18 protein-coding genes are annotated in these 22,316 nt (G+C 71.0%); 8 read left to right on the forward strand and 10 right to left on the reverse strand.

The genetic code is table 11. The features are described from left to right. Nucleotides 1-78: 78 nt before the first annotated feature. The 6 genes from B1759_RS09790 to B1759_RS09815 all read right to left on the reverse strand — a co-directional run bounded on the left by B1759_RS09790 (nucleotide 79) and on the right by B1759_RS09815 (nucleotide 8,398). Nucleotides 79-2,538 carry a response regulator gene (locus tag B1759_RS09790; RefSeq protein ID WP_095514821.1) on the reverse strand — a complete coding sequence of 820 codons (2,460 nt, stop codon included), beginning with the start codon at nucleotides 2,536-2,538 and terminating at the stop codon, nucleotides 79-81. A gap of 213 nt (nucleotides 2,539-2,751) precedes the next feature. Beyond that, nucleotides 2,752-3,708 carry an aldo/keto reductase gene (locus B1759_RS09795; RefSeq protein WP_095515102.1) on the reverse strand — a complete coding sequence of 319 codons (957 nt, stop codon included), beginning with the start codon at nucleotides 3,706-3,708 and terminating at the stop codon, nucleotides 2,752-2,754. A 201-nt stretch (nucleotides 3,709-3,909) separates the two neighbouring features. After that, nucleotides 3,910-5,043 (reverse strand): response regulator, encoded by a 1,134-nt coding sequence (locus tag B1759_RS09800; RefSeq protein ID WP_095514822.1) that lies wholly within the window; start codon nucleotides 5,041-5,043, stop codon nucleotides 3,910-3,912. Next, nucleotides 5,040-5,483: a response regulator gene (locus B1759_RS09805; RefSeq protein WP_095514823.1), complete on the reverse strand. Its 444-nt coding sequence runs from the start codon at nucleotides 5,481-5,483 to the stop codon at nucleotides 5,040-5,042. Before B1759_RS09805 ends, B1759_RS09800 begins: the two co-directional genes overlap by 4 nt. A 4-nt stretch (nucleotides 5,484-5,487) precedes the next feature. After that, nucleotides 5,488-7,779, reverse strand: coding sequence for a PAS domain-containing protein (locus B1759_RS09810; RefSeq protein WP_095514824.1), 2,292 nt, complete (start codon nucleotides 7,777-7,779; stop codon nucleotides 5,488-5,490). A 70-nt stretch (nucleotides 7,780-7,849) separates the two neighbouring features. Continuing rightward, nucleotides 7,850-8,398: a DUF1440 domain-containing protein gene (locus B1759_RS09815; RefSeq protein WP_095514825.1), complete on the reverse strand. Its 549-nt coding sequence runs from the start codon at nucleotides 8,396-8,398 to the stop codon at nucleotides 7,850-7,852. A 134-nt stretch (nucleotides 8,399-8,532) separates the two neighbouring features. Between B1759_RS09815 and B1759_RS09820 the strand changes: the two genes are divergently transcribed. The 4 genes from B1759_RS09820 (at nucleotide 8,533) to fdhD (ending at nucleotide 14,189) form a co-directional block, all read left to right on the forward strand. Continuing rightward, nucleotides 8,533-9,498 carry a D-2-hydroxyacid dehydrogenase gene (locus B1759_RS09820; protein WP_095514826.1) on the forward strand — a complete coding sequence of 322 codons (966 nt, stop codon included), beginning with the start codon at nucleotides 8,533-8,535 and terminating at the stop codon, nucleotides 9,496-9,498. Nucleotides 9,499-9,650: 152 nt separating this feature from the next. Next, entirely contained in the window at nucleotides 9,651-12,749 is a 3,099-nt protein-coding gene (gene fdhF / locus B1759_RS09825) for a formate dehydrogenase subunit alpha (RefSeq protein ID WP_095514827.1), read from the forward strand. Nucleotides 12,750-12,846: 97 nt separating this feature from the next. Then, nucleotides 12,847-13,338: a DUF1641 domain-containing protein gene (locus B1759_RS09830; RefSeq protein ID WP_095514828.1), complete on the forward strand. Its 492-nt coding sequence runs from the start codon at nucleotides 12,847-12,849 to the stop codon at nucleotides 13,336-13,338. Beyond that, nucleotides 13,335-14,189: a formate dehydrogenase accessory sulfurtransferase FdhD gene (fdhD, locus tag B1759_RS09835; protein ID WP_095514829.1), complete on the forward strand. Its 855-nt coding sequence runs from the start codon at nucleotides 13,335-13,337 to the stop codon at nucleotides 14,187-14,189. Before B1759_RS09830 ends, fdhD begins: the two co-directional genes overlap by 4 nt. On the opposite strand, the gene B1759_RS09840 is transcribed toward fdhD, so the two are convergent. Together B1759_RS09840 and B1759_RS09845 are read right to left on the reverse strand one after the other, a co-directional pair. Then, nucleotides 14,186-14,809, reverse strand: coding sequence for a malonic semialdehyde reductase (locus tag B1759_RS09840; protein ID WP_095514830.1), 624 nt, complete (start codon nucleotides 14,807-14,809; stop codon nucleotides 14,186-14,188). The genes fdhD and B1759_RS09840 overlap by 4 nt on opposite strands. Before the next feature lie 105 nt (nucleotides 14,810-14,914). After that, on the reverse strand, nucleotides 14,915-15,760 hold the full coding sequence (locus B1759_RS09845) for a DMT family transporter (RefSeq protein ID WP_095514831.1): 846 nt from the start codon (nucleotides 15,758-15,760) through the stop codon (nucleotides 14,915-14,917). A gap of 50 nt (nucleotides 15,761-15,810) precedes the next feature. On the opposite strand from B1759_RS09845, the gene B1759_RS09850 reads away from it, so the two are divergent. The 3 genes from B1759_RS09850 to B1759_RS09860 all read left to right on the forward strand — a co-directional run bounded on the left by B1759_RS09850 (nucleotide 15,811) and on the right by B1759_RS09860 (nucleotide 18,115). Next, complete coding sequence (locus B1759_RS09850; RefSeq protein ID WP_095514832.1) at nucleotides 15,811-16,179, forward strand: hypothetical protein; 369 nt, start codon at nucleotides 15,811-15,813, stop codon at nucleotides 16,177-16,179. Further along, nucleotides 16,163-16,714 (forward strand): molybdenum cofactor guanylyltransferase, encoded by a 552-nt coding sequence (locus tag B1759_RS09855; protein WP_095514833.1) that lies wholly within the window; start codon nucleotides 16,163-16,165, stop codon nucleotides 16,712-16,714. The genes B1759_RS09850 and B1759_RS09855 overlap by 17 nt, the downstream gene beginning before the upstream one ends. Before the next feature lie 102 nt (nucleotides 16,715-16,816). Then, nucleotides 16,817-18,115, forward strand: coding sequence for a hypothetical protein (locus tag B1759_RS09860; RefSeq protein ID WP_095514834.1), 1,299 nt, complete (start codon nucleotides 16,817-16,819; stop codon nucleotides 18,113-18,115). Between the two features lie 227 nt (nucleotides 18,116-18,342). Here B1759_RS09860 and B1759_RS09865 read toward each other — a convergent pair whose 3' ends face one another. Next, nucleotides 18,343-20,526: a hypothetical protein gene (locus B1759_RS09865; protein ID WP_095514835.1), complete on the reverse strand. Its 2,184-nt coding sequence runs from the start codon at nucleotides 20,524-20,526 to the stop codon at nucleotides 18,343-18,345. A gap of 192 nt (nucleotides 20,527-20,718) precedes the next feature. Between B1759_RS09865 and B1759_RS19985 the strand changes: the two genes are divergently transcribed. Beyond that, nucleotides 20,719-20,973: a hypothetical protein gene (locus B1759_RS19985; protein ID WP_198948810.1), complete on the forward strand. Its 255-nt coding sequence runs from the start codon at nucleotides 20,719-20,721 to the stop codon at nucleotides 20,971-20,973. A 47-nt stretch (nucleotides 20,974-21,020) separates the two neighbouring features. Here B1759_RS19985 and B1759_RS09875 read toward each other — a convergent pair whose 3' ends face one another. Then, nucleotides 21,021-22,316, reverse strand: coding sequence for an adenosylhomocysteinase (locus B1759_RS09875; RefSeq protein ID WP_095514836.1), 1,296 nt, complete (start codon nucleotides 22,314-22,316; stop codon nucleotides 21,021-21,023).

The raw sequence follows: 22,316 nt of genomic DNA on the forward strand, positions 1-22,316 counted from the left end.
AGCCCGAAGCTAGCGGCGACGCTGACCCGGCGGCGCCTGGCTCTTAGAGCCACGACAGGGCACCGGAATCCAGTTCCTTTACTCGCTTACCTCTGCCCGAACGGCCCGCTCTCCCACAGGGCGCTGCCCCATCGAGGGTGGGAGGTGAGTCAGCGCCTCCACCAACTGGTCCCGGCGGACGGGCTTCGGGAGGTACGCGTCGCACCCGGCCGCGAGGCACCGCTCGCGGTCGCCCTGCATCACGTTGGCCGTGAGAGCGATGATGTGCGGCTGGCGGAAGGACGTGCCGAGTGCCCGGATCGCACGCGTGGCGGTGAGGCCGTCCATCTCTGGCATCATGATGTCCATGAGCACGATGTCGAACGGCCGCCCCGCCTCGGCGCGGCTCTGGATGGCCGTGACCGCCTCGTTCCCGTCCGCGACCACGACCGGCGTGACGCCCAGGCTGGCGAGCAGGCGCGTGATCACCTTCTGGTTGATCACGTTGTCCTCGGCCACCAGCACGTTTAGCGAAGCGGGGAGCACCGTGAGGCTCCGGGCCGGGGACGTGGCGGGGCGGGAGATCCAGGCGGGCGCCGAGGCCGAGGGCACTGCCTCTGGCATGCCGAGAATCTCGACGAGGGCCTCGTGGAGTGCTGCGGGCTTCGTGGGCTTGAAGAGCACCGCGTCGAAGCCCGCAGCCTGAGCCTCGTCGCGCAGCGCCGCGGTCAGGGTGATCGGCGCCAGCAGCACCGTCGCCGGACGCGCGTGGAGCGCGTGGGCGATCTGCCGCGCGGTCTCGATGCCGGTCAGGCCCGGCATCTGCATGTCGAGCAGCACGAGGTCGAACGGAGCGCCTGACGTCTCCGCGGCGACCGCAGCCTGGACCGCGTCGGCTCCGGAGGCTGCGGTCGTGACGCGCATCCCCCAGCCCTGGGCCAGCTGCTCCAGGATCTGGCGGCTGAGGACGTTGTCGTCCGCGATCAGCAGGCGGCGACCGGCCAGGCGGGGCTGCTCGCGGTCCAGGAACTCGCGGTGCTCGTAGCCCGCGACCTCGCTCTCGAACCGGACGCGGAACGTCGAGCCGACGCCGGGCTCGCTCTCCACCGAGAGCGTGCCGCCCATCATCTCCACGAGGCTGCGTGAGATGGCCAGCCCGAGGCCGGTCCCCCCGTACTGGCGCGTCGTCGACGCGTCGGCCTGGCAGAACGACTCGAAGATGGCGTCCTGCTTGTCCGGGTCGATCCCGATGCCGGTGTCCTCGACCGTGACGGTCAGCCCGACGCGGGTCCCGGTGGCCGCCCCCCCCGAATCAGACGCGACGCGGACGCACACCGAGCCCTCGTCGGTGAACTTGACCGCATTCGAGAGCAGGTTGGCGAGGACCTGTCGCACCCGGGTCACGTCGCCCACGACGCGCCCCGGCGCGCCGTCCTCGATGATGTACCCCAACTCCACGTCCTTCTCGGCTGCTGCCGGCGCCACGAGGTCGAGCGTCGTCTCGACCATCTCGCGGAGGTCGTACAGCGCGTGCTCCAGGTCCACCTGCCCGGCCTCGATCTTTGAGAAGTCGAGCACATCGTTGATGATCGACATCAGGACATCACCGGACTGGCGGATCGTCTCCACGAAGTCGGCCTGCTCCGGGTCGAGCGGGGTGTCGGCCAGGAGCGAGGTCATGCCGATGACGCCGTTCATGGGCGTCCGGATTTCGTGGCTCATGGTGGCCAGGAACTGGCTCTTGGCCACCGAGGCGGCCTCGGCCGCGTCGCGGGCCTGCCGGAGCTCGGTCTCGATGCGCTTCTGCGCCGTGATGTCGTGCGAGATGCCCACGACCCCCACGGCCTCCCCCTTCGAATCGCGCAGCGGCGTCTTGGTGGTGCGGTAGATGGTATCCGTGCCGTCGGGGCCGGGGATCGGGTACTCGATCGTGAGGCTCGCCCCTGTCGCCATGACCTCCCGGTCCCCAGCGTGATGGGTCTCTGCGATGGGCTTCGGAAACAGGTCGAACACCGTCTTGCCCAGCATGACCCCGACTCGCGGGTTCTGGTGGCTGGATGCGTTCTGGAGGATCACTTTCCCATCCCGGTCCTTGGCGTAGATGCCCGACGGGACCGCGTCGATGATCGTCTGCAGCAGCGCCCGCTGTTCCTCGACATGCCGGGTAGCGCTCTCTCGCTGAGCCGAGGACGTCAGGATGTTTCGCGTCCCTCGGCGCAGCCAGACGTAGCCGAAGACGACGAATGCCGTCGAGAGCCACGACACAGCAGCGAGGAAGTACAGGTAGGCGTCTGCCCCCGGCGCGAGCGTGTGAGGGTCGACACCGATAGCCGCCCCCATGTGCCTCCGGTCCAGCGCGCACATGTAGATGAACGCCACACTCACGAACCCGCCCACATAGCCGAGAAGGATCGTCGGCAGGCCCATCGCTGTCCGGGAGGGCAAGAGCCCGACGCGGACGGCGTCGGCGACAGCTCCGGATGCGAGACCCCACAGCGCCGTCGCGATGAGGACGTAGGGGATCGCGACTCCGTACAGGTGCCAAGCGTGGATCGACATACGACTAGAAATGAGGGTCCCTTCTGTATCGGCCGATGCTGGCTCGACTGAAGCCTCCGGGGAATCCAGAGGCACAGGCACAGGAGAAATCAGAAACGCGCCCGTAGGCGCGGTTTCTGATCTCTCCCTCGCCGTGCGTCGGTCTGGCCTCCGCGACCCCAGGGCCCACCTCTCGGCGGGGCCGCATCGATCCCGTTTGGAGCCCGCCCTCGCTCAGCCCTTCAGAATGGCGTCGATGGCTTCGATCTCGTCGTCAGACAGCGGCGGCTGGGCCAGCATCGCGACGGCTTCCTCGATCTGCGCGACGCGGCTGGCGCCGATGAGGGTGGAGGTCACCTCCGGCCGGCGGCGCGTCCACGCCAGCGCCAGTTGCGCCATCGACTGTCCGCGGCCTTGCGCGATCTCCCGGAGCCGACGGACGGTCTCCACCACGTCGTCGGTGACCTGGTCTTCCCGCAGGAAGCCCTCGGCACGTGCGGCGCGCGATCCCTCGGGGATGCCGTCCAGGTACTTGTCCGTCAATAGCCCCTGCGCGAGTGGCGAAAACACGATGGCTCCCGCGCCGACCTCCGTCAGCGCGTCGAACAGGCCTGCCTCGGGGTCGCGGACGAGCAGGCTGTACTTCGGCTGGTGGATCAGCAGCGGCGCCCCCAACTCGTCCAGCAGACGGGCCGCCTCGCGCGTCTGCTCGGGCGGGTAGTTCGAGATGCCCGCGTAGAGCGCCTTGCCCGCGTGGACGGCGTGCGCCAGCGCCCCCATCGTCTCCTCCAGTGGCGTCTCGGGGTCGAACCGGTGGCTGTAGAAGATGTCGACGTAGTCCAGGCCCATCCGGTCGAGGCTCTGGTCGAGGCTGGAGAGGAGCGTCTTGCGCGAGCCCCACTCCCCGTACGGGCCGGGGCCCATGCCGTAGCCCGCCTTGGTCGAGATCACCAGTTCGTCGCGGTACGGCCCGAGGTCCTCGGCCAGGATCCGGCCGAACGTCTCTTCGGCCGAGCCCGGCTTGGGGCCGTAGTTGTTGGCGAGGTCGAAGTGCGTGATGCCGAGGTCGAACGCCCGCAGCGCCATCGCGCGAGCGTTCTCGTACACATCCACCGAGCCGAAGTTGTGCCACAGGCCGAGCGACACGGCGGGCAGCTTCAGGCCCGACTGCCCGCAGCGGACGTAGTCCATCGCGTCGTACCGGTCGGCGGCGGGGGCGTACGGGGCAGAGTCGTTGCGGTAGATCACGGGGGCAGGCGCGTGGCCGGGTAGGTGAGGACAGGGCCACCGAGGTGGCCGCGGAGGGTCTCAGGACCGCCGGTCCTGAGCCTCAGTTCCACACCTCCCGCGTGCGCCGAGGACTCGCAGCGCTCCCCGGGCGGGAGGCTCCGGCTACGTCTCCGCGAGGGGAGACGTCTCGGCGGCCGCGATCCACAGGGTCGCCCGGGTGCCCTGGCCCACGGACGAGGCGATCTCGAACCGCCCACCCAGGAGTTCGAGCCGCCGCCGGACACTGTAGAGCCCGAACTGCTCGTCGGCCGCGAGGCTGGCAGGATCGAAGCCGGCGCCCGCGTCGGACACCACCACCACGACCTCCTGGCGGTCCCGGCGAAGGTGTACAGTAGCGCGGTCCACGCGGGCGTGCTTGACGACGTTGAACAGCAGCTCGCGGACGAGTTCGGTCAGCAGGACCCGCACCTCCCGGTCCCCGATCACGACGGGGTCGCGGGCCTCGACCTCTACCGTGAGCGCGTACGTCTTGTGGACGTGGGTGGCGAGCCACCGGAGCGCGAGCGAAAAGTCGTCGGCGTCGAGGACGGGCGGCGTGAAGCCGAGCGCGAGCTGGCGCGTCGCCTCGATGCCCTCGCCGACGATGTCGTAGGCGCGAAGGATGCGGTCGCGGAAGGGCGCCGCCTCGGGCGTCTTCTGGACGCCTTCCAGCAGGATTTGCGCGCCGAAGAGCAACTGCTGGACGTGGTCGTGGAGGAGCGCCGAGATGCGTCGGCGCTCGGCCTGCTCGGCGAGCGTGAGGGCCGAGGCGAGCGCGCGGATCTCGCGGTTCGACACGGCCAGGGCGTCGGCCTGCTCGACCATCTGGTCGCGCTGCCGCGCGATCTCGGCCTGGTGGTCGGCCACGGCGCGCCGGAGGGCGGCCGTCTCGACGGCGCGCTGGAGGGCCCGCTCGAGCGACTCGGCTGTGAGATTCCCCTTGGCGATGTAGTCGAGCGCGCCCGCCCGCATCGTCTCGACGGCGACCTCCATGTCACTGACGCCCGTCAGCATGACCACCGGGAGGCCGAGGTCGGTGAACCAGGGCAGCAGCGCGAGGCCGTCCGCGTCGGGCAGCCGGAGGTCGAGCAGGACCACGTCGGGGGCGTGGCCGTCGAAGCCGGTCTCAATGCACGCCTTGCCCTTGGCGGCCGTGGCGGCCTGGCAGACCTCGTGCTCGGGCCGGAGCGCGCGGAGGACCCGTGCCCGGTCCACCTCGTCGTCGTCGATGAGGAGAATGCGGAAGCCCGGAGTCATGCGGCGGCGCCCTGGCTCGGCGGAAACTCGACGAGGCGCCAGTAGACGCGCAGCAGCTTGACCACCTCCAGGAAGTCCTCGCCCGCCCGGCTCTTCAGGATGTAGCCGGCCACGTTGTGTTCATAGGCCGCCACCTTGTCCTCCTCGCGGTCGCTCGTCGTGAGCACGAACACGATCGTGCGTGACAGCGCGGGGTCGGCACGGATGGCATCGAGGAACTCGATCCCGTTCATGCGCGGCATGTTGACGTCGAGCAGGACGACGTACGGATGCGGTACCTCGACCTCGCTCTCCCCACGCAGCGCCGCGAGCGCCTCGACCCCGTCGCGCACGACGACGAACGGGTTGGCGATGCGATGCTGCCGGAAGGCGCGCTGGATGGCCTCCGCGTCGATGGCATCGTCCTCGACCAGGAGGAGGGTGACGCTGTTTACTTCCAAGACGTTAGGTGTCTACCTGTGTGGGCCATGTGAACCGGAACATAGCCCCCCGCCCCTCGCCAGGCTCGATCCACACCCGCCCGCCCCGGCTCTGGACCGCTTTCTTGACGATCGAGAGCCCCATGCCGCTGCCTTCCACCTCGTCTCGCGGGCGGAGGGTCTGGAACAGGCCGAACACGCGGTCCCGGTACTCGGGCGCGATGCCTGGCCCATCGTCGGCGACCGTGAACTCCGCCCAGTCGCCGTCCATCCGGGCCGACACCGTCACGCGCCCGTCCGGTCGGTCGTGGTGCTTGACAGCATTCGAGACGAGGTTGCGAATGACGAGCGCCAGCGGCGCCCGCGCGCTCACGAGCGTCGGGAACGTGCCCGCCACCTGGACCTCGACGCCCGTGGGCGGGGCCACGAGCGCGACCGCCTCGCGGACGAGGGCCGCGGTGTCGATGGCCTCGGGCGCAGCCTCCTTGCGCCCCACGCGAGAGTACGTCAGGAGGCTGTCGAGGAGCCGCTCCATCCGCCCGACCCGGCCGCGGAGGAGCGACAGGTGCCGGACCGAGGGCTCGGGCAGGACGTCTTTGGCGTCTTCCTCGATCCAGGCCGCGAGGCTGTCGATGGCGCGGAGCGGAGCCTTGAGGTCGTGGCTGGCCACGTAGGCGAACTGGTCGAGCTCGGCGTTCGACCGTTCGAGTTCGGCCGTCCGCGCTTCGACGCGGTCCTCCAACTCGTCGTTGAGTGCCCGGAGTGCCTGCTCGGCCGCCCGCTGCTCGGTGATGTCGGTGAACAGGAGTGCGACCCGCATGCTGCCCTCGCCTCCGACACGAACGGCATAGACGTCGAACCAGCGGCCCAGGGCATCCGAGCCGTTCTCGAACCGGAGCGGCTCGCCCGTCTCGGCGACGCGGGCATAGGTCTCGACCCAGTGGGGCTCGAGGTCGGGGATCAGCTCGTAGGCCCTCCGGCCCTCGGCGCCGACGAGCCCGGTCTGTGCCACGAACGCGGGGTTGGTCTCCACGAAGCGGTAGTCCACCGGCCGGCCGTCGGCGTCGTAGATCAGGTCGAGGATGCTGAACCCGACGTCGATGGAGTCGAACAGGGTTCGGTAGCGGGCCTCGCTCTGCCGGAGCCGCTCGTCGGCTTCCTTGAGCGCGTGGATGTCGGTGGCTGTCCCGTACCAGCGGCTGACGCGGTCGCGCTCGTCGCGGGCGGGCACGGCGCGGCTGAGGTGCCAGCGGTAGCTGCCGTCGCGCATCTGAACGCGGTGCTCGCACTCGTACGGCATGCCCTCGACGACTGCGGTCTCCCACGCCTCGGTCGTCCGCCCGAGGTCGGCCGGGTGGACCACCGGGGCCCATGCCCACGTGCCGTCCTCGGCGGGTTCGATGCCTCCGTAGAGGTCCCGCCGCTGGTTGTAGTACTCGACGGTGCCGTCCGGGCGGGCGGTCCAGACGAGCTGGGGCGTGGCGTCGGCGAGCCGGCGGAAGTCGATCTCGCTCTGCCGGAGCGCCTCCTCGGCCTGCTTCGCCTCGGTGATGTCCTGGACGACCCCCGCGATGCGGCCCGCGTCGATGGCGCGCCCCGTGACGCGCACCCAGCAGACAGGCTCCGACGGGTGGGTGACCCGGTATTCCTCACGGAAGGCGCCGCCCGAGTCGACCGCCCGCCGGTAGGCCGCGAGCACGCGCTCCCGGTCGGCCTCGTGGAGAAGCAGGGTCGCCTCCTCGAACGAGCGTCGGCGGGCCACAGGCGGGTCGCCGTGGATGGCCTGGAACTGGGCGTCGCCGAAGACGGTGCCGTCGGCGAGGTCCACGTCCCATCGTCCCATGCTGGCCGCGTCGAGCGCTGTCTGGAGATCCGCGGAGGCCAGCGCCGCCGCGGCGCTCGCCGCGCGGACCTCGGTCCGATCGATGGCGACGAGCACGGTGCGCCGGGGACGATGGCCGCTCTCGGTCCCGTCAGACACGACCCGCTCGTGCACGTCCAGCCAGCGGACCGAGCCGTCGGGCTGGATCACGCGGGACTCCATGGCGAAGCTCCCGTCTCCGTCCGGGGGGAGAGACGCCGCGGACCGGCGCTCGATCTCGGCACGGTCGGCCGGGTGGAACCGTGCGAGGACATCGGTGCGAGGGACGGGGAGCCCAACAGGCAGGCCGAACAGCTCGGCGCCGCGCGCGTCCGCGGTCGCGGTGTCGCCGTCGATGACCAGCGTCCCGAAGTCGACCAGCGCCGCGACCTGATCGAGGCGGCCATCGGTCTCGGCGGCGTCCGAGGGAGGGGGGAGTAAGGAACCGTCGGGCACGGCAGGGGAGGACAGGGCCGCCTAACGTACCTGCGAGCAGGTGTCGCTCGCCGCGCCGAGGCGGACCGGCTCAGCCGAGGGCGGTCCGCACGCCCCGGCGGACGAGGTCGACGGTGAGGCCGTAGACGAGGTGCGAGCCGAACTCCCAGACCCACCACGCGGTCGGCATGTCGCGGGGGGAGGCCTGGAGGCCGGCGGCCGGGAGCGTCGTGCCGTGGGTGGCGGCGAACAGCGCCGCGGCGGCGGGGATGCCGAACCCGACCTCCGCGTCGGTCACCTCGGCGAGCACGCCGTAGGCCACGCCCGCGCTCGTCCCGAAGGTCCAGTGGATGGCGTTCTGCGCTTCCAGCTTCTCGTCGCGGCTCAGCGTCACGCCGACGAGGTCGGTCGCGCCCTGGGCCATGTACGACGGAGGCATCCGGTCGGGGTGGCCCTGCACGTCGGCTCCGGGGCGCTCCTTCTGGGCGTGCGTCGGGGGGAACCAGCGCTCGCCGAGGTTCTGGAGGATGGGCTCGGCCTGGCTCTTGACGACCGTGCCGACGAGCCCGCCGATGAGCCCGGCGAGGGCGCCTTTCCAGATCGACGGCTGCAGATGGGCGGAGGGATTCGAACTCGACATGGGAGGTGTGGGAGAGAGGGGAGGAGTCCAACCCTGACGCTCCTGCGGTGTTCGTCACGAGCCTCGCCTCGGGCCATCCCCGAGGATCCCCGCCGCGCGCCGGTTCGTGCCTCGCTTCCCTCTCGCGCATTCGGATGCCCACCCTCCTCGTCTGCCTCCCCGACGACCAACTCCCCGATCTCGACCGCGTCCGCGCCCTGGCGCCCGAGTTCGAGGTCGTCCGCACCCGCTCCAAGGAGGACGTCCGCCCCCACCTCGGCGAGGTCACGGTCGCCCTCGGCTACTTCCCGCCCGCGCTCGTGGCCGAGGCACCGGCCCTGGAGTGGATCCAGTCGTGGAGTGCCGGGCTCGACTGGCTCGTCGCGCACGAGGCGTTCGACTCGTCGGCGCACCCGGACCTGATGGTGACGAGCGCGTCGGGCGTCCACGCCGTTCCCATCGGCGAGCACGTGTTCGCGATGCTGCTGGCCGTCGCGCGCGACCTACCCCGCGCGTTCCGTGACCAGCGCGACCGCCGGTGGGGCACGTCGGACGACTACGGGGGCGTGTTCGAGTGGCTGAACAAGCGCCTCGTGATGATCGGCGCCGGCTCCATCGGCGAGCGCGTGATCCGGCTGGCCGACGCCTTCGGCATGACGGCGGTGGCCGTGCGCCACAGCGGGCGCGAGACGCCCGGCGCCCTCCGCACGGTCACGCCCGACGCCATGACCGATGAACTGGCCGAGGCGGACGCCGTCGTGGCTGCGCTCCCCGCCACCGCCGCGACGTACCGCATGCTCGACGCGAGCGTGTTCGGTGCCATGAAGCGCGGGGCCGTGTTCGTCAACGTCGGCCGGGGGGAGACGGTCGACCAGTACGACCTGATCGAGGCGCTGCGCTCGGGGCAGGTCGGCGCGGCCGGGCTCGACGTGGTCGAGGACGAGCCGCTGCCCGCCTCGTCGCCGCTGTGGACGATGGACAACGTGATCGTGACGCCCCACGTCGCGGGCGACACGCCGCGCTACGCCGACCGCGCGCTGGCCCTGTTCGCCGACAACCTCAATCGGTGGCGAGCGGGCAGCGACCTCCGCAACCGCGTGGACCTCGACGCCGGGTACTGATGCCTCCGGCCCCTCTCGCCTCGGGGAGGTCGCGGGCCGACCCTGGTGGCAGGCCGACCGAGGCGGAGGCAGTCAGGCGAGTCCCGAGCGCCGCGCCGGATCCCGACCGCCCGCGGCGGGTGTACCCTGCGCTCCCTTCACGATGCCTCCGCATGGACCTGCTGCGTACCGTTCCCCAGGCCCACCGCGGGTTCGCGTCCGACGCCACCGCCGAGGTCGTCCAACTCACCGTCGACGGCCGCGCGGTGGAGGGCCGCGACGGCGAGTGGCTGGCGACCCTGCTCGACCGCCTCGACCAGGCCGACGGCCAGCGCACGGCGACCGAGGGCGGGCCGGGTGGCCACTCGGTCCCCCACGTCTGCTTCCAGCCGGAACTGGGGCCGATCCAGACCTGCGACACCTGCTTCGTCGAGGTCGACGGCACGCTGGCCCGCGCCTGCGCGACGCCCGTCCGCGCCGGGCTGGTGGTCGCCACGCGGACGGCCGCCTCGGGCGATGCGCGGGAGGAGGGGATGCACCGGTTGCTCGGGAATCACAACCTGTACTGCACGGTCTGCGACCGGAACAACGGCGACTGCCCGGTCCACAACGCGACCAAGCACGTCGCCGTCGAGCACCAGCGCTACCCGTTCGAGCGGAAGCCCTACGAGACCGACGCGAGTCACCCGTTTTACCAGTACGACCCCGACCAGTGCATCGTCTGCGGCAAGTGCGTCGAGGCGTGCCAGGAGGTCCAGGTCACCGAGACGCTCTCGATCGACTGGGAGGCCGACGTGCCCCGGGTGCAGTGGGACGGCGGCGCGCTCGCGGGCGAGTCCTCGTGCGTCAGCTGTGGCCACTGCGTGACGGTGTGCCCGTGCAACGCGCTCATGGAGAAGACCATGATCGGTGAGGCCGGTCACTTCACCAACCTGCAGTCGAACGTCTTCTACCCGTCCGTGGACGTGGTCAAGGCCGTCGAGCCCTTCATCGGCAACAGCCCCATCTTCGCGCTCTCGGACGCTGAGGCCGCGATGCGCGAGGCCTCCATCGACAAGACCAAGACCGTCTGCACGTATTGCGGCGTCGGCTGCTCGTTCGAGGTGTGGACGCGCGAGCGGCGCATCCTCAAGATCGAGCCGACCGGCGAGGGGCCGGCCAACGGCATCTCGACCTGCGTCAAGGGCAAGTTCGGGTGGGACTACGTCAACGCGCCGGAGCGTCTGCGCGGCCCGCTCGTCCGCGTGCCGGACGGCCAGGGCGGCGAGACGTTCGCCGAGGCGACCTGGGACCACGCCCTGGAGACCGTCGCGACGCGGATGCGCGCCATCGTCGACGCGCACGGGCCGGACTCGGTCGCCTTCATCGCGTCGTCCAAGGCGACGAACGAGGAGAGCTACCTCGTCCAGAAGCTGGCCCGCGCCGTGTTCAAGACGAACAACGTCGACAACTGCAGCCGCTACTGCCAGGCGCCCGCGACGGTCGGCCTGTGGCGGACGGTCGGCTACGGTGGCGACGCGGGCACGATGGACGACATCCGCGCGGCCGACCTCGTGCTGATGGTGGGCACCAACACAGACCAGAGCCACCCCGTCCTGGCGGCGCACCTCCGGGCGGCCCAGAAGCAGAACGGCCAGACCCACATTGTGGCCGACATCCGCGCGCACCTGACCGCCCAGCGCGCCGACGTGTTCATCCGCCCGACCCCGGGGACGGACCTGATCTGGATGAGCGCGGTCGCCAAGTACATCTTCGACCAGGGCTGGGAGGACCGCGCCTTCCTGGACCAGCACGTCAACCACGAGGCGAGCTACCGCGAGAGCCTGGAGCCGTTCACGCTCGCCTACGCGGAGCAGATGACGGGCATCGCGCAGGACACGCTGATCGACATCGCGCGGCGCATCGCCGAGGCGGAGACGGTCTGCGGGCTGTGGGCCATGGGCGTCACGCAGCACAAGATGGGCTCCGACACGAGCACGGCCCTCTCGAACCTGCTCTTGGTTACTGGCAACTTCGGCAAGCCGGGCACGGGCGGGTACCCGCTCCGCGGCCACAACAACGTGCAGGGGTGCTCGGACTTCGGCTCCATCAACACCTTCTTCCCCGGCTACCAGCCGGTCGACGACCCCGAGGTGCGGGCGACGTACGAGGCCGCGTGGGGCGTGCCGCTCTCGGCGACGAAGGGGCTGGACAACCGCGAGATGATCGACGCGATCCACGAGGGGACGCTGAAGGCCGTCTTCCTGGTCGGCGAGGAGATCGCGCTCGTGGACGCCAATGCGCACTACGTGCAGGAGGCGCTCGCCAAGCTGGACCTGTTCGTGGTGCAGGACATCTTCTTCTCGAAGTCGGCCCAGTTCGCGGACGTGGTGCTGGCGGCGAGCCCGAGCCTGGAGAAGGACGGCACGTTCACCAACACCGAGCGCCGCATCCAGCGGCTCTACCAGGCCATCCCGCCCCTCGCTGACAGCCGCCCCGACTGGCGCATCCTGACCGACCTCGCGCGCCACTGCGGCCACGACTGGGGCTACACGCACCCGGGCGAGATCATGGACGAGGTCGCGGCCACGACGCCGCTCTTCGCGGGCGTCACCTACGCCCGCCTCGCAGGCTACCGGTCCCTCTGCTGGCCCGTCGACGCGGACGGCACCGACACGCCGCTCCTCTACACGGACGGCTTCCACCTGCCCGACGGCAAGGCGCGGCTCTACCCGCTCGGGTGGACCGAGCCGAGTGAGGCGCCGGACGAGCAGTACCCGCTCCACCTCAACACGGGCCGCAACCTGGAGCACTTCCACGTCGGCAACCAGACGCACAAGTCGGCCGGGCTGAACGCGATCGTGCCGGACACCTACGTCGAGGTGTCCCACGACCTCGCCCGGGAGCGCGGGGTGGCGACCGGCGACTGGGTGCGCCTCGCGTCGCGGCGCGGCAAGGTGGAGGTGCAGGTGCTCGTGAGCGACCAGGTGCGCGACGGCGAGCTCTACATGCCGCTGTCGTCCGCTGCACACGCGGTCAACTACCTCACCTCGAACCACGTCGATCCAGACAGCCACACGCCTGCCTACAAGGAACTGGCGGTCCAGATGGAGGTGCTCGACGGCCCACCTCGGGGCGAGCGCCGCAAGCGTCCGATCGCGGCCACGCACCACCGCTACGGCTCGCCGACACCCCAGAACGGCGTCGAGGTGGAGCGCAAGTGGGCGCGGCCCGACTACGACCTGCCCGTCCTCCAGCGCCCGCCGGTCGGGTACAGGAGGGATGCGGGATGAGGCATACGGGATGAGGGACGCGTCAACCGATGCTGCCCCTCTCCATCCTGAGCCCCGCATCCCTCTCCATCCCGAATCCCGCCATCCCTCTTTCCTCATGGCCCAGCCCCTCGCCTACGACCTCCCGCCCGCGCCGCCCGGCGAGCAGGCGTTTACCGCGCAAGACGACCTGAATCGACTGCTGGAGACCCTCCACACGTCAGGCACCCTGCGCGTGCTGAACGGGCTCGTCAGCCAGTTCCAGGAGGTGATGGCGGTCGTGCTGGACGGGCTGAACACCTATGAGGGACGCAACGGGCTCGCCAACCTGCTCGTGCTCGCCAAGCTGCTCGGCCGCATCGACGCCGACGGCCTCGACCGGTTCGTGGCCGCCCTCGACCGCGCCCTCGCCGACGCCGGGGAGCGGCTGGACGACGCCGACGACGCGCCGGGCTCGCTGACGGTCTTGAAGAAGCTCCGCCAGCCCGAGGTGCGCCGCGGCCTCGACGCCGCGCTGACGCTGCTGGGTACCCTCGGCAGCCAACTCCACGATCCCCAGCCGCCCGTCCACTCGTCCCACGATGGTCGCGACGGCGCGCAGCCGGAATGACAGTGCAGACGATCGCGTCCCGAGAGGTCGCCGTCGTGCGGGTCCGCGACGGGGCGCCCGAGGCGGACATGGACTGGGTGGCGGCCGAGGAGCCGCTGGAGATCCGCCTGCGGTGGGGGACGGCCGCCGAGCCCCGCGTCCAGCGCCTCGCGGTCACTATGCGGACGCCCGGCCACGACGCCGCGCTCGCGCTCGGCTTTCTCGCAGGCGAGGGCGTCATCCACGCGCCCACCGACGTGATCGACGTGGCGCACACGCCGCTCCAGGGCGGCCAGCGCGATCCCAACATCGTCGTCGTCACACTGGCCGACCACGTCCGGTTCGACGCGCGGAGGTTGGAGCGGCACGTCTACACCACCTCCAGCTGCGGCGTCTGCGGGAAGGCGTCGCTGGAGGCCGTCGCGGTGTCGGGCGCGCCGACGCTGCCCGGCGGTCCGTCGCTCCGCCCGGAGACCGTTCACGCGCTGCCCCTCCGCCTGCGACAGGCGCAGGACGTGTTCGAGCAGACCGGGGGGCTCCACGCGGCCGCGCTCTTTACCGAGGCGGGCGAACTGGTGCGCGTGCGGGAGGACGTCGGGCGGCACAACGCCGTCGACAAGCTGGTGGGCTCGTTCCTGGCCGAGGGCGCCCACGTGCCGGCCGAGCACGTGCTGCTCGTGAGCGGCCGGGCGTCGTTCGAACTGGCGCAGAAGGCGCTGATGGCCGGGATCTCCGTGCTGGCCGCCGTCGGCGCCCCGTCGTCACTGGCGGTGGACCTGGCGACCGAGCACGGGATGACGCTGCTTGGGTTCGTCCGCGACGGACGGTTCAACGTGTACGCGGGCGCCGGGCGGCTCGCCGAGGCGGGCTAGACGGTCTCGACCACCTCGTCGTAGTCGAGGCGCGGCGAGCGGTCGAACCACGCGCCCTGCTCGGCCGGTCGGCCGATGTTGACGACCAGGAACGACCGCCACTGCCGGTCCGCGAAGAACTCCGCGTCGACGCCGGCCGCGTCGAATCCGGCCATCGGACCGGCGGCCAGACCGGCAGCCCGGATGCCCAGGGTGAAGTAGCCCGCCTGGAGCCACGCGTTGTCGCGCGCCCCGGCCGCCCGCGCGGCGTCCTGCTCCGGGCTGCCCTCGAACCACGACTTCGCGGCGGGCGCGTGGGGGAAGACGCGCGGCAGGGCCTCGTGGAAGTCCGTGTCGTAGGCGAGCACGGCCACGAGGGGAGCGCTCTCGGTCTTGCGACGGTTGCCCTCGCCGACGTGAGGCAGGAGACGAGCCCTGGCTTCGTCGGAGCGCACCAGGAGAACGCGCAGGGGCTGGCCGTTCACGGCCGTCGGGCCCCACTTGACGAGGTCATAGATGGCCTCCATCTGCTCGTCGGTGACGGACTCGTCGGTGAAGGCGTTGGCGGTGCGGGCCTCGCGGAAGAGGAGGTCCTGCGCATCGTCGTCGAGGCGGAGGGGGGCGGAGAGGACGGGGAGCATAGGGGTGGGAGGTGGGTCGGCGGCTCAACGCCTCTCCTACTTGTCTGTTGCAACAAGTAATTGCGAAGGGGCAGACATCCTGCCCCGGCACCAACGCCCGCGTGGTCAGCGGCGCTGGCGCACCACGAGGGCGATGCCACCGAGCGTCGCCACGGACGCCAGCACCAGGCGGGGGGTGACGGCCTCGCCCAGCAACGCCACGCCGCCCAGTGCTGCCAGCACCGGCACGCTGAGCTGGACCGTCGCCGCGGAGGTCGCCCGCAGGCTCGGGAGGACGGCGTACCACAGCGCATAGCCGAGCCCGGAGGTCACGGCGCCCGAGGCGAGCGCGTAGCCCAACCCCAGCCCGTCCATCCGGAGTCCGTCGCCCAGCGCGGCGGGAAGCAGTAGCAGCGCCGCCAGGGGGACGGCGCGCACGAAGTTGCCCGCCGTGTCGGCCGCCGGGTGCTGAGAGCCGCGGCCCCTCAGTGAGTACACGCCCCAGCCGACGCCCGAGGCGGCCATCAGCAGCGCGGGAACCAAGGGCGGCGCGGTCAGCCCGGGCAGCAACAGGGCGACGAGGCCGCCGACGGCCAGCGCGATCCCGGTCCACACCGGGAGACTCGGGCGGTCGCCCTGGAAAACGCCCCAGCCGATCATCGTTAGCTGGACGGCGCCGAACAACACGAGCGCGCCCGTGCCCGCGGCTAGTTGGAGGTAGGCGACCGAGAAGGCCGCCGCGTACACCATCAGCGCCACGGCCGAGGGCCAGCTTCCGCCCACTGCCTGGCGGCGCGCGCGGACGATCGTCCATAGCACGAGAGCACCGGTCGCCACGCGGACGGCGGTGAAGCTCGCCGCGCCGGTCTCGGTCGTCGCCAGCCCCAGCCGGGCGAGCACCGAGTTGGCGGCGAACGCGGCCATCGTCGCCGAGGTCAGCAGGAGGACGGCGGGGCGGGAGAGGGTCGGCATGGGGAGCACGGGCGGACGCCGAACGTACCGTCGCACTTTCCCCGCTCCCCGTGAAGCTCCGCATCCAGGACGACTCTCTCCGCCTGCGCCTGTCGCGCGGCGACCTCCGCACGCTCGACCAGACGGGCGCCGTCGAGGGCGCGATGCACGTCGCACCGGGCGCCGTACTCCGCTACATCTTCTGCGCCGCTGAGGTCTCCCACCTCGGTGCCGAGGTGGAGGGGGGCACGGTGACCGTCTCGGTGCCGCGCGAGTGGCTTGCTGGATGGCCGGACGACGAACGCGTCGGGTTCGAGGGCACGCAGGACGCGGGCGACGGGCGGACGCTGCGCCTCCTCGTCGAGAAGGACTTCGACTGCCTGCACAAGCGGCCGGACGAGACGGACCTCTTCCCGCACCCCGATGCCGACGCGCGCTGAGGTCACCGGGCTCATTCTTGCAGGGGGCGCGAGTCGGCGCTTCGGGCGCGACAAGGCGCTCGCGGCGCTGGACGGCGTTCCGTTCGTGGCGCGCGTCCACACCGCGCTGTCCGCCCACGCCGCTTCGGTGTTCGTGGCGACCGGGCCGACGCCGCGCGCCTATCCCATCGACGCCCGCGTGGTTCTCGATGCCGTCCCGGACGGAGGTCCGCTCGCTGGGCTGGCCGCTGGGCTGTCCGCCTGCGAGACGCCCTGGCTCGTGTCATCCGCTGTCGACCTGCCCTTTCTCACGGCTGAGGCCCTTCAGCCACTCCTCGGCGACGTGCCCGAGGCCGTCGATGTCGCCGTGGCGCTGGCCGACGATGGGCGTCGCCAGCCGACGGTGGCACTGTGGCGCGTGGCGACGGTCGGGCCAGTCGTGGCAGAGCGCCTGGCGGCGGGGCGACTCGCGCTGCACGGCCTCGTCGACCGGCTTGAGGCACGCGAGGTGTCCATACGCGGCCTCCACAACGTCAACCGACCGAGCGAACTCTGACGGGTGGGCGAGCGGGAGGGCGCACGAAAGTCACAGGCGAGTCCGGCGACCCGGTCGGTAGGTTTTCTCGACCGACTCCTCTTGGATTCCATTTCGATCCCTATGCGTCGCCTCGTCGTGTCGTGCCTCGTTCTCTTCGCTGTCGTCCTCGGCGCGTGCGACTCCGTGACGCTGGAGGAGCGCCAGGAGGAGTTCGAGGCCTCGGTGCCTCCGCTCCAGATCTCGGTCGAGGTCCTCAGCGCGAGTCCCGTCCGGGACACGCTTCGCGTCCGCGTCACGGGCGATAACTCAGAGACGGGCATCGCGTCTGTGCAGGGGACGCTCGGCGAAGAGCGTGTCGGGGCGTCTCCGCCGCAGGACGGCGTGTTGGAGTACGTGGCCTCAGTCAGTGAACTGGACGGCACCCTCACCTTCGCGGTCGAGGTCCGGGACACGTTCATCGGGGTCGTGGACGGGGACACGCTGTACGCCGACCGGCTGGCGACGGCGAGTCTCCCGGTGGAGATCGAGCAGACGTTGTGGCGTCGCGGCGTTTCCAGCCCCTCGCCCTATGAGTCCGACGTGAGCGCGGTCTACTCCGGGGTCAGTGGCGAGCTGTGGGTGCACCTCTCGGAGTTTCCCTCGTCGTTCTGGTCCTCCACGGACGGGGTCTCCTTCGTGAAGCGGTCCACGGGGTTCGACCGCTACCTCGACTCGGACGGCGAGGTGGCGTGGGTCGAGCACCGCACGGCAGCGGGGGGAGGGCAGACGTACCTCCACCGCGTCGACCTCGCGACCGGAGAGACTGGGGCGGCGTACCGGGTGTTCTACGACGACGGACTCCAGGCCGGAGCCGGGTTTGGGGAGGCGTTCTACGGCATCCACCAGAGTCGCCAGCACCTCATGCGCATCGAGGGGGAGCGCGTCGCGTTCATCGAGAGCGGCCCATACGAGTACGACTCGGTGCCCCCGTCCCTCCTCGGGTACCACATCTCGTCCGACGGCGTCCACTGGCTGGCGACGTCTGACCGCGGGGTGCTTCGAAACGACGGGACGGGCTGGCAGTCGACCTCGGGCCTCGGCTCCGACGCGGCGAGCCGCGTCGGCGGGACGCCGGACGGGCAGGTGTTCGCGCTCACCGGCCCGACCGGCGGACTGTGCACGGTCGCGACGTGGACCGGCTCGGGCTGGGCCGAGCAGGCGTCCTTCCCGCCGAGCACCTCGGGGTGCGGGACGGTGGCCCTGTCCACCCCAGGCCGGATGTGGGTCGGGGCCCCGGACGGCCACATCGTGCGGTACGTCGGCGGCGTCGCGGACCGACGCTATCGAGGTGCAGCGAGCGACCTTCTGGTCCAGGGCTCGACCGTCTGGGCGGCGACCAACGATGGCCTCATCGAGATCGACGACTACGACTCTCCGTGAGCCCGCCTGCGGGGCCGCCGAGCCCCCCGAAGGAGGGGACCACAGGCTCGGTGGCGAGCGACTCGCCCGCGGCGGCCTGGGAGCGCGTCGGTGCTCTGGTAGAGGACGCGTAGGGTCACAGCCGACCTCGGCGCAGAAGATTCCGACGAGAGGTGCCAGCGCTCCGCGGACCCCGTCGGTGGGAACGGAGTGTAACGCGCCGAGGAGCAGGGGTGCTCCCGGCGATGTCAGCGGATCCGCACGACTTGTCTTACCTCGGTGCGTCCGCCGACCGTCGCGCGAATGGCGTAGGGGCCCGGGGCGGCGTCGGCGGCGTCCCACACGAGACGGTGCGCTCCGGAGGCCAGCGGACCGTCCCAGAGCGTCGCGACGCGGCGGCCGAGCACGTCATAGACGGCGACCGTGGCCGTAGCGGGCGCGTCGAGCGTGAGCGGCACCGTCAGGCGCGTGCGGAGTGGGTTGGGACTGGGAGCGCCCAGGCCTGCCTCGGTTGCCTCATCGGCCGAGGTGGAGGCGGCGGCGGCTGTGAGAGCAGTCGCTTTCTCGACCGGGAAGGTGACCGTGAGGTCTGCATCCGGGTAGGTCCCGACGTGGACGCGGTAGGTGTAGGCACCGGGCGCGGCGGTGCGGCGGAGGTTCTGGCGGATGGTGACGCGGGTCGTCCGGCTGGGGAGGGCGGTGGCCGGGCGAGGCGCGGTCGCCACGTCCGACAACTCGCCGTCGGGGCCGAGGGCGTCGGCCCAGACCTCGACGGGGAGGTCGACGGCGTTGCGGTTGAGGATCCGCACGTCGTAGCGGAAGCCGCCGCCGCCGGCCGGGATGACGACGGGCGCGTTGCGTGGGGTCGCCGTGACGACGAGCGGGAGCGGCTGGGCGGTGACGGTGTAGGGCGTCCGCCAGGACTGCATCCCGACGCCGGCGTGGGTGACGCGGACGTGGTTCAGGCCGGGGGGGACCACCAGGGCGCGGCGGATGTCGCCCGCCTCCCATGCGGCGGTCGCGTCGCCGTCTGCGGTGGTGTACGGGGGCGGGGTGCCCTCGTAGGCGTCGATCCGGCCCGCCAGGCCCGGCGTCGGGATCACGACGATGCGCGCGGGGCCGACCACGCGGAACCAGTCGGGGTCCTCAGTGGGCGGGCCGTCGGGCGTGCTCATCGAACGGACGGTCGCGGTGGCGGCGTACGTCGGGCCGACGGCGAGGGCGTAGGCCCAGACGGGGTAGTCGGGCTCGTCGAGGCCGCGGATGACGGCGTCGGTGTCCTCCTGCTGGTCGAGGTGGAAGGAGTCGGTGAGGAGCGAGTCCGCGAGGCGGTGGGGGACGCCATCGCTGGGGACGGGGCCGCTGGCGTCGTAGATCCACTGGCGGGTGATATCCACGACGCCGTCGCCGGTGGTGCCCATGTCCGACGTGAGCCAGGTATAGTGGAGGTCGGTGGGGAGGGGCATCGCCGGGTTGTCGAGGGTGCCGTCCTCGGCATCCCCGAAGCCCTGGTCGCGACCGTCGATGTTGATGCCGGTGATGGTGGAGGTCTCGTCGCCGTCGAGGTCCACGTCGTCCGTGTGGAAGCCCGCCGCGATGCCGTCCTCTTCGCCCCCCCAGAAGTAGGGGGCGGGGCCGTTGCAGATGAAGCAGAAGTAGTTGTAGCGCAGGTCGCGGACGGCGGCGCTGTTGATGTCGGGTGTGCCGTCGAGGCCGGGGTCGTCGAAGAAGGGGTTGCCGAACAGGTTGCTGCCCCGGTGCGGGGTGCCGACGGTGAGGACGCGGGCGACGCGGTGTCCACCGGGCGCGGTCGGCTCGACCCACCACATGGGCGTGCCAGCGCCGTCGCGGCGCTGGAGGTACTCGCGAATGGCGAGGCCACCCATCGAATGGCCGACGAGGATGACGCGGTCTTTGCCAGGGTTGGCGGCGAGCACCGCGTCGATCAGGCGGCCGAGGGTGTAGCCCTGCTTCTGAACGGCCTCCTCGTTGGAGTCGCTCTCCGAGGCGAAGAGGCCACCGGGGGAGTCGCCTGAGTTGACCTCCAGCAGCGGATTGGCGGGGTCCTCGTTCCAGAAGTTCTCCCAGTTGGACGCATAGACGCAGCCCGGCGCGAGGGCATTGGACCGGTTGGCGAAGCTGACCAGCACGTCGTCGTCGGGGGTGTCGCGGACGCCGTCGGGGCCGGCGATGCGCTCCTCGTTCTCATAGGCGTTGAGGACAGCGTGGAACACGTCGGCGCGGGGGCCCCAGATCGTGGCGACGTCGGGGTGGCCGGTGAAGGGCTCCCAGGAGGCCTGGCTGCCGGTGAAGCCGTGGACGAAGACGACCGGGTAGGGGCAGTCACCCGCCTGCGAACTGGCGTCGGCTCGCGACTGCGCCGAGGTGGGCAGGGCGAGGAGGAGGGCGGCCAGCAGGAGGAGCGTGCGCATGCGTTCGGTCGGGGCGGGGAGGCAACCTACGGGATCGGTGCTCCACGCGGGGCGGACGACCCTGCCCGCCTCGGGGCCGAGGCGGAGGGAGCGCGGGGGCAAAATGGACCAGGGCGAGGGAGTTCGAGATCATGAACCGGGAAGCCGCTGGGGTCACGTCGGGCCGAGGTTGGGGCTCTCCTCCGCACCGCCATGCTCTCCCTCGCCGACCTCTCGACCGCGCCTACCCGGACGCTGGACCCGACCATCCTCTATCTCGGGACGCCCGTCGTGCTGGTGAGCACGCGCAACGCCGACGGCTCTGCCAACCTCGCCCCCATCTCGTCGTCGTGGGGCCGTGTGCGCTCGGCCCATGCCCACCTCGGCACCGAGGCGGGGGCTGAACAGGCGAACGCCCACCCCCCGAGAAAGGGGGTGGGCGCTCTTTCCGGGAGCCTATGGCGGTAGGCACCCCGGTCGGGGCCGTCCCGCGAGCGGGACGGGGAGTCAGACGATCAGGTGCCGGCCGAGTAGTCGGTGGCGTACTCGATCTGGTCCTGGGTCAGCTCGTCGATCTGGAGGCCCATCGTCTCCAGCTTCACGCGGGCGATCTGCTGGTCGAGCTCCTCGGGGAGGTCGAGGACGGCCTTGGGCATCTCCTCGCCGGCCTCCTTGGCCTGGATCAGCGCCAGGTGGGCCTGGAACTGGTTGGCGAAGCTCATGTCCATGACCTCCGAGGGGTGGCCCTCCGCGGCGGCGAGGTTCACGAGGCGGCCGTCGGCGAGGACGTAGATCTTCTTGCCGTTGTCCATCGTGTACTCGCGGTTGTCGTCGCGGATCATCCGCGTGTCCTGCGAGATCTCGGCCAGCTCGCCGAGGTTGAGCTCGACGTCGTAGTGGCCCGTGTTGCAGACGATGGCGCCCTCCTTCATCGAGACGAAGTGCTCGCCGCGGATGATGTCCTTCATGCCGGTGGCGGTCACGAAGATGTCGCCGACCTTGGCGGCCTCCTCCATGGTCATGACGCGCATGCCGTCGAGCGTCGCCTTGAGGGCGGCCGTCGGCTTGATCTCGGTCACGATGACGTTGGCGCCCATGCCCTTGGCCCGCATGGCGACGCCACGGCCGCAGTGGCCGTAGCCGGCGACGACGAAGTTCTTGCCCGCGATCAGGACGGACGAGCCGCGCAGGATGCCGTCGAGCGTCGACTGGCCGGTGCCGTAGACGTTGTCGAAGTCCCACTTCGTCTCGGCGTCGTTGACGGCGTAGACGGGGTAGCCCAGCTTGCCGTCGTCGGCCATGGCACGCAGGCGGTGGACGCCCGTCGTGGTCTCCTCCGAGCCACCGATGATGTCGGCCAGCTTCTCGGGGAAGGCGCTGTGGACGCGGAAGATGAGGTCGGCGCCGTCATCCAGGGTCGTGTCCGGCGTCTTGTCGATGGACCGGTCGATGGACCAGTAGAAGCCCTCCGTGTCCTGGCCGTACCAGGCGTAGATCTCGATGCCGTCCTCGTCGCCGTTGGGGCCCATCGCGAGCGCCGCCGCGACCGAGTCGTTCGTCGAGAGCGGGTTGCAGCCACTCCAGGCCACTTCCGCGCCGCACGCCTTGAGCGTCTCGCACAGGACGGCGGTCTCCTTGGTGACGTGGAGGCAGCCCGTGATCTTGTAGCCGGCGAACGGCTTCGACTGGCTGTACTCCTCGCGGAGCTTCATGAGCACCGGCATCCGGCTCTCGGCCCACTCGATCCGCATGCGGCCCTCGGGCGCGAGGGAGAGGTCGGCGACCTTGTACTTTCCTTCCTTGTGATCCAT

The organism is Rubrivirga sp. SAORIC476 (assembly GCF_002283555.1).
Lineage (GTDB): Bacteria > Bacteroidota > Rhodothermia > Rhodothermales > Rubricoccaceae > Rubrivirga.

Coding starts and splice junctions, on each gene's coding strand:
- B1759_RS09795 (WP_095515102.1), bottom strand. CDS start 3,708: ATGGACTACGTCCGCTGCGGGCAGTCGGGCCTGAAGCTGCCCGCCGTG.
- B1759_RS09790 (WP_095514821.1), bottom strand. CDS start 2,538: ATGTCGATCCACGCTTGGCACCTGTACGGAGTCGCGATCCCCTACGTC.
- B1759_RS09860 (WP_095514834.1), top strand. CDS start 16,817: ATGCGTCGCCTCGTCGTGTCGTGCCTCGTTCTCTTCGCTGTCGTCCTC.
- B1759_RS09865 (WP_095514835.1), bottom strand. CDS start 20,526: ATGCGCACGCTCCTCCTGCTGGCCGCCCTCCTCCTCGCCCTGCCCACC.
- B1759_RS09855 (WP_095514833.1), top strand. CDS start 16,163: ATGCCGACGCGCGCTGAGGTCACCGGGCTCATTCTTGCAGGGGGCGCG.
- B1759_RS09840 (WP_095514830.1), bottom strand. CDS start 14,809: ATGCTCCCCGTCCTCTCCGCCCCCCTCCGCCTCGACGACGATGCGCAG.
- B1759_RS19985 (WP_198948810.1), top strand. CDS start 20,719: ATGCTCTCCCTCGCCGACCTCTCGACCGCGCCTACCCGGACGCTGGAC.
- B1759_RS09830 (WP_095514828.1), top strand. CDS start 12,847: ATGGCCCAGCCCCTCGCCTACGACCTCCCGCCCGCGCCGCCCGGCGAG.
- B1759_RS09800 (WP_095514822.1), bottom strand. CDS start 5,043: ATGACTCCGGGCTTCCGCATTCTCCTCATCGACGACGACGAGGTGGAC.
- B1759_RS09845 (WP_095514831.1), bottom strand. CDS start 15,760: ATGCCGACCCTCTCCCGCCCCGCCGTCCTCCTGCTGACCTCGGCGACG.
- fdhF (WP_095514827.1), top strand. CDS start 9,651: ATGGACCTGCTGCGTACCGTTCCCCAGGCCCACCGCGGGTTCGCGTCC.
- B1759_RS09815 (WP_095514825.1), bottom strand. CDS start 8,398: ATGTCGAGTTCGAATCCCTCCGCCCATCTGCAGCCGTCGATCTGGAAA.
- B1759_RS09820 (WP_095514826.1), top strand. CDS start 8,533: ATGCCCACCCTCCTCGTCTGCCTCCCCGACGACCAACTCCCCGATCTC.
- fdhD (WP_095514829.1), top strand. CDS start 13,335: ATGACAGTGCAGACGATCGCGTCCCGAGAGGTCGCCGTCGTGCGGGTC.
- B1759_RS09875 (WP_095514836.1), bottom strand. CDS start 22,316: ATGGATCACAAGGAAGGAAAGTACAAGGTCGCCGACCTCTCCCTCGCG.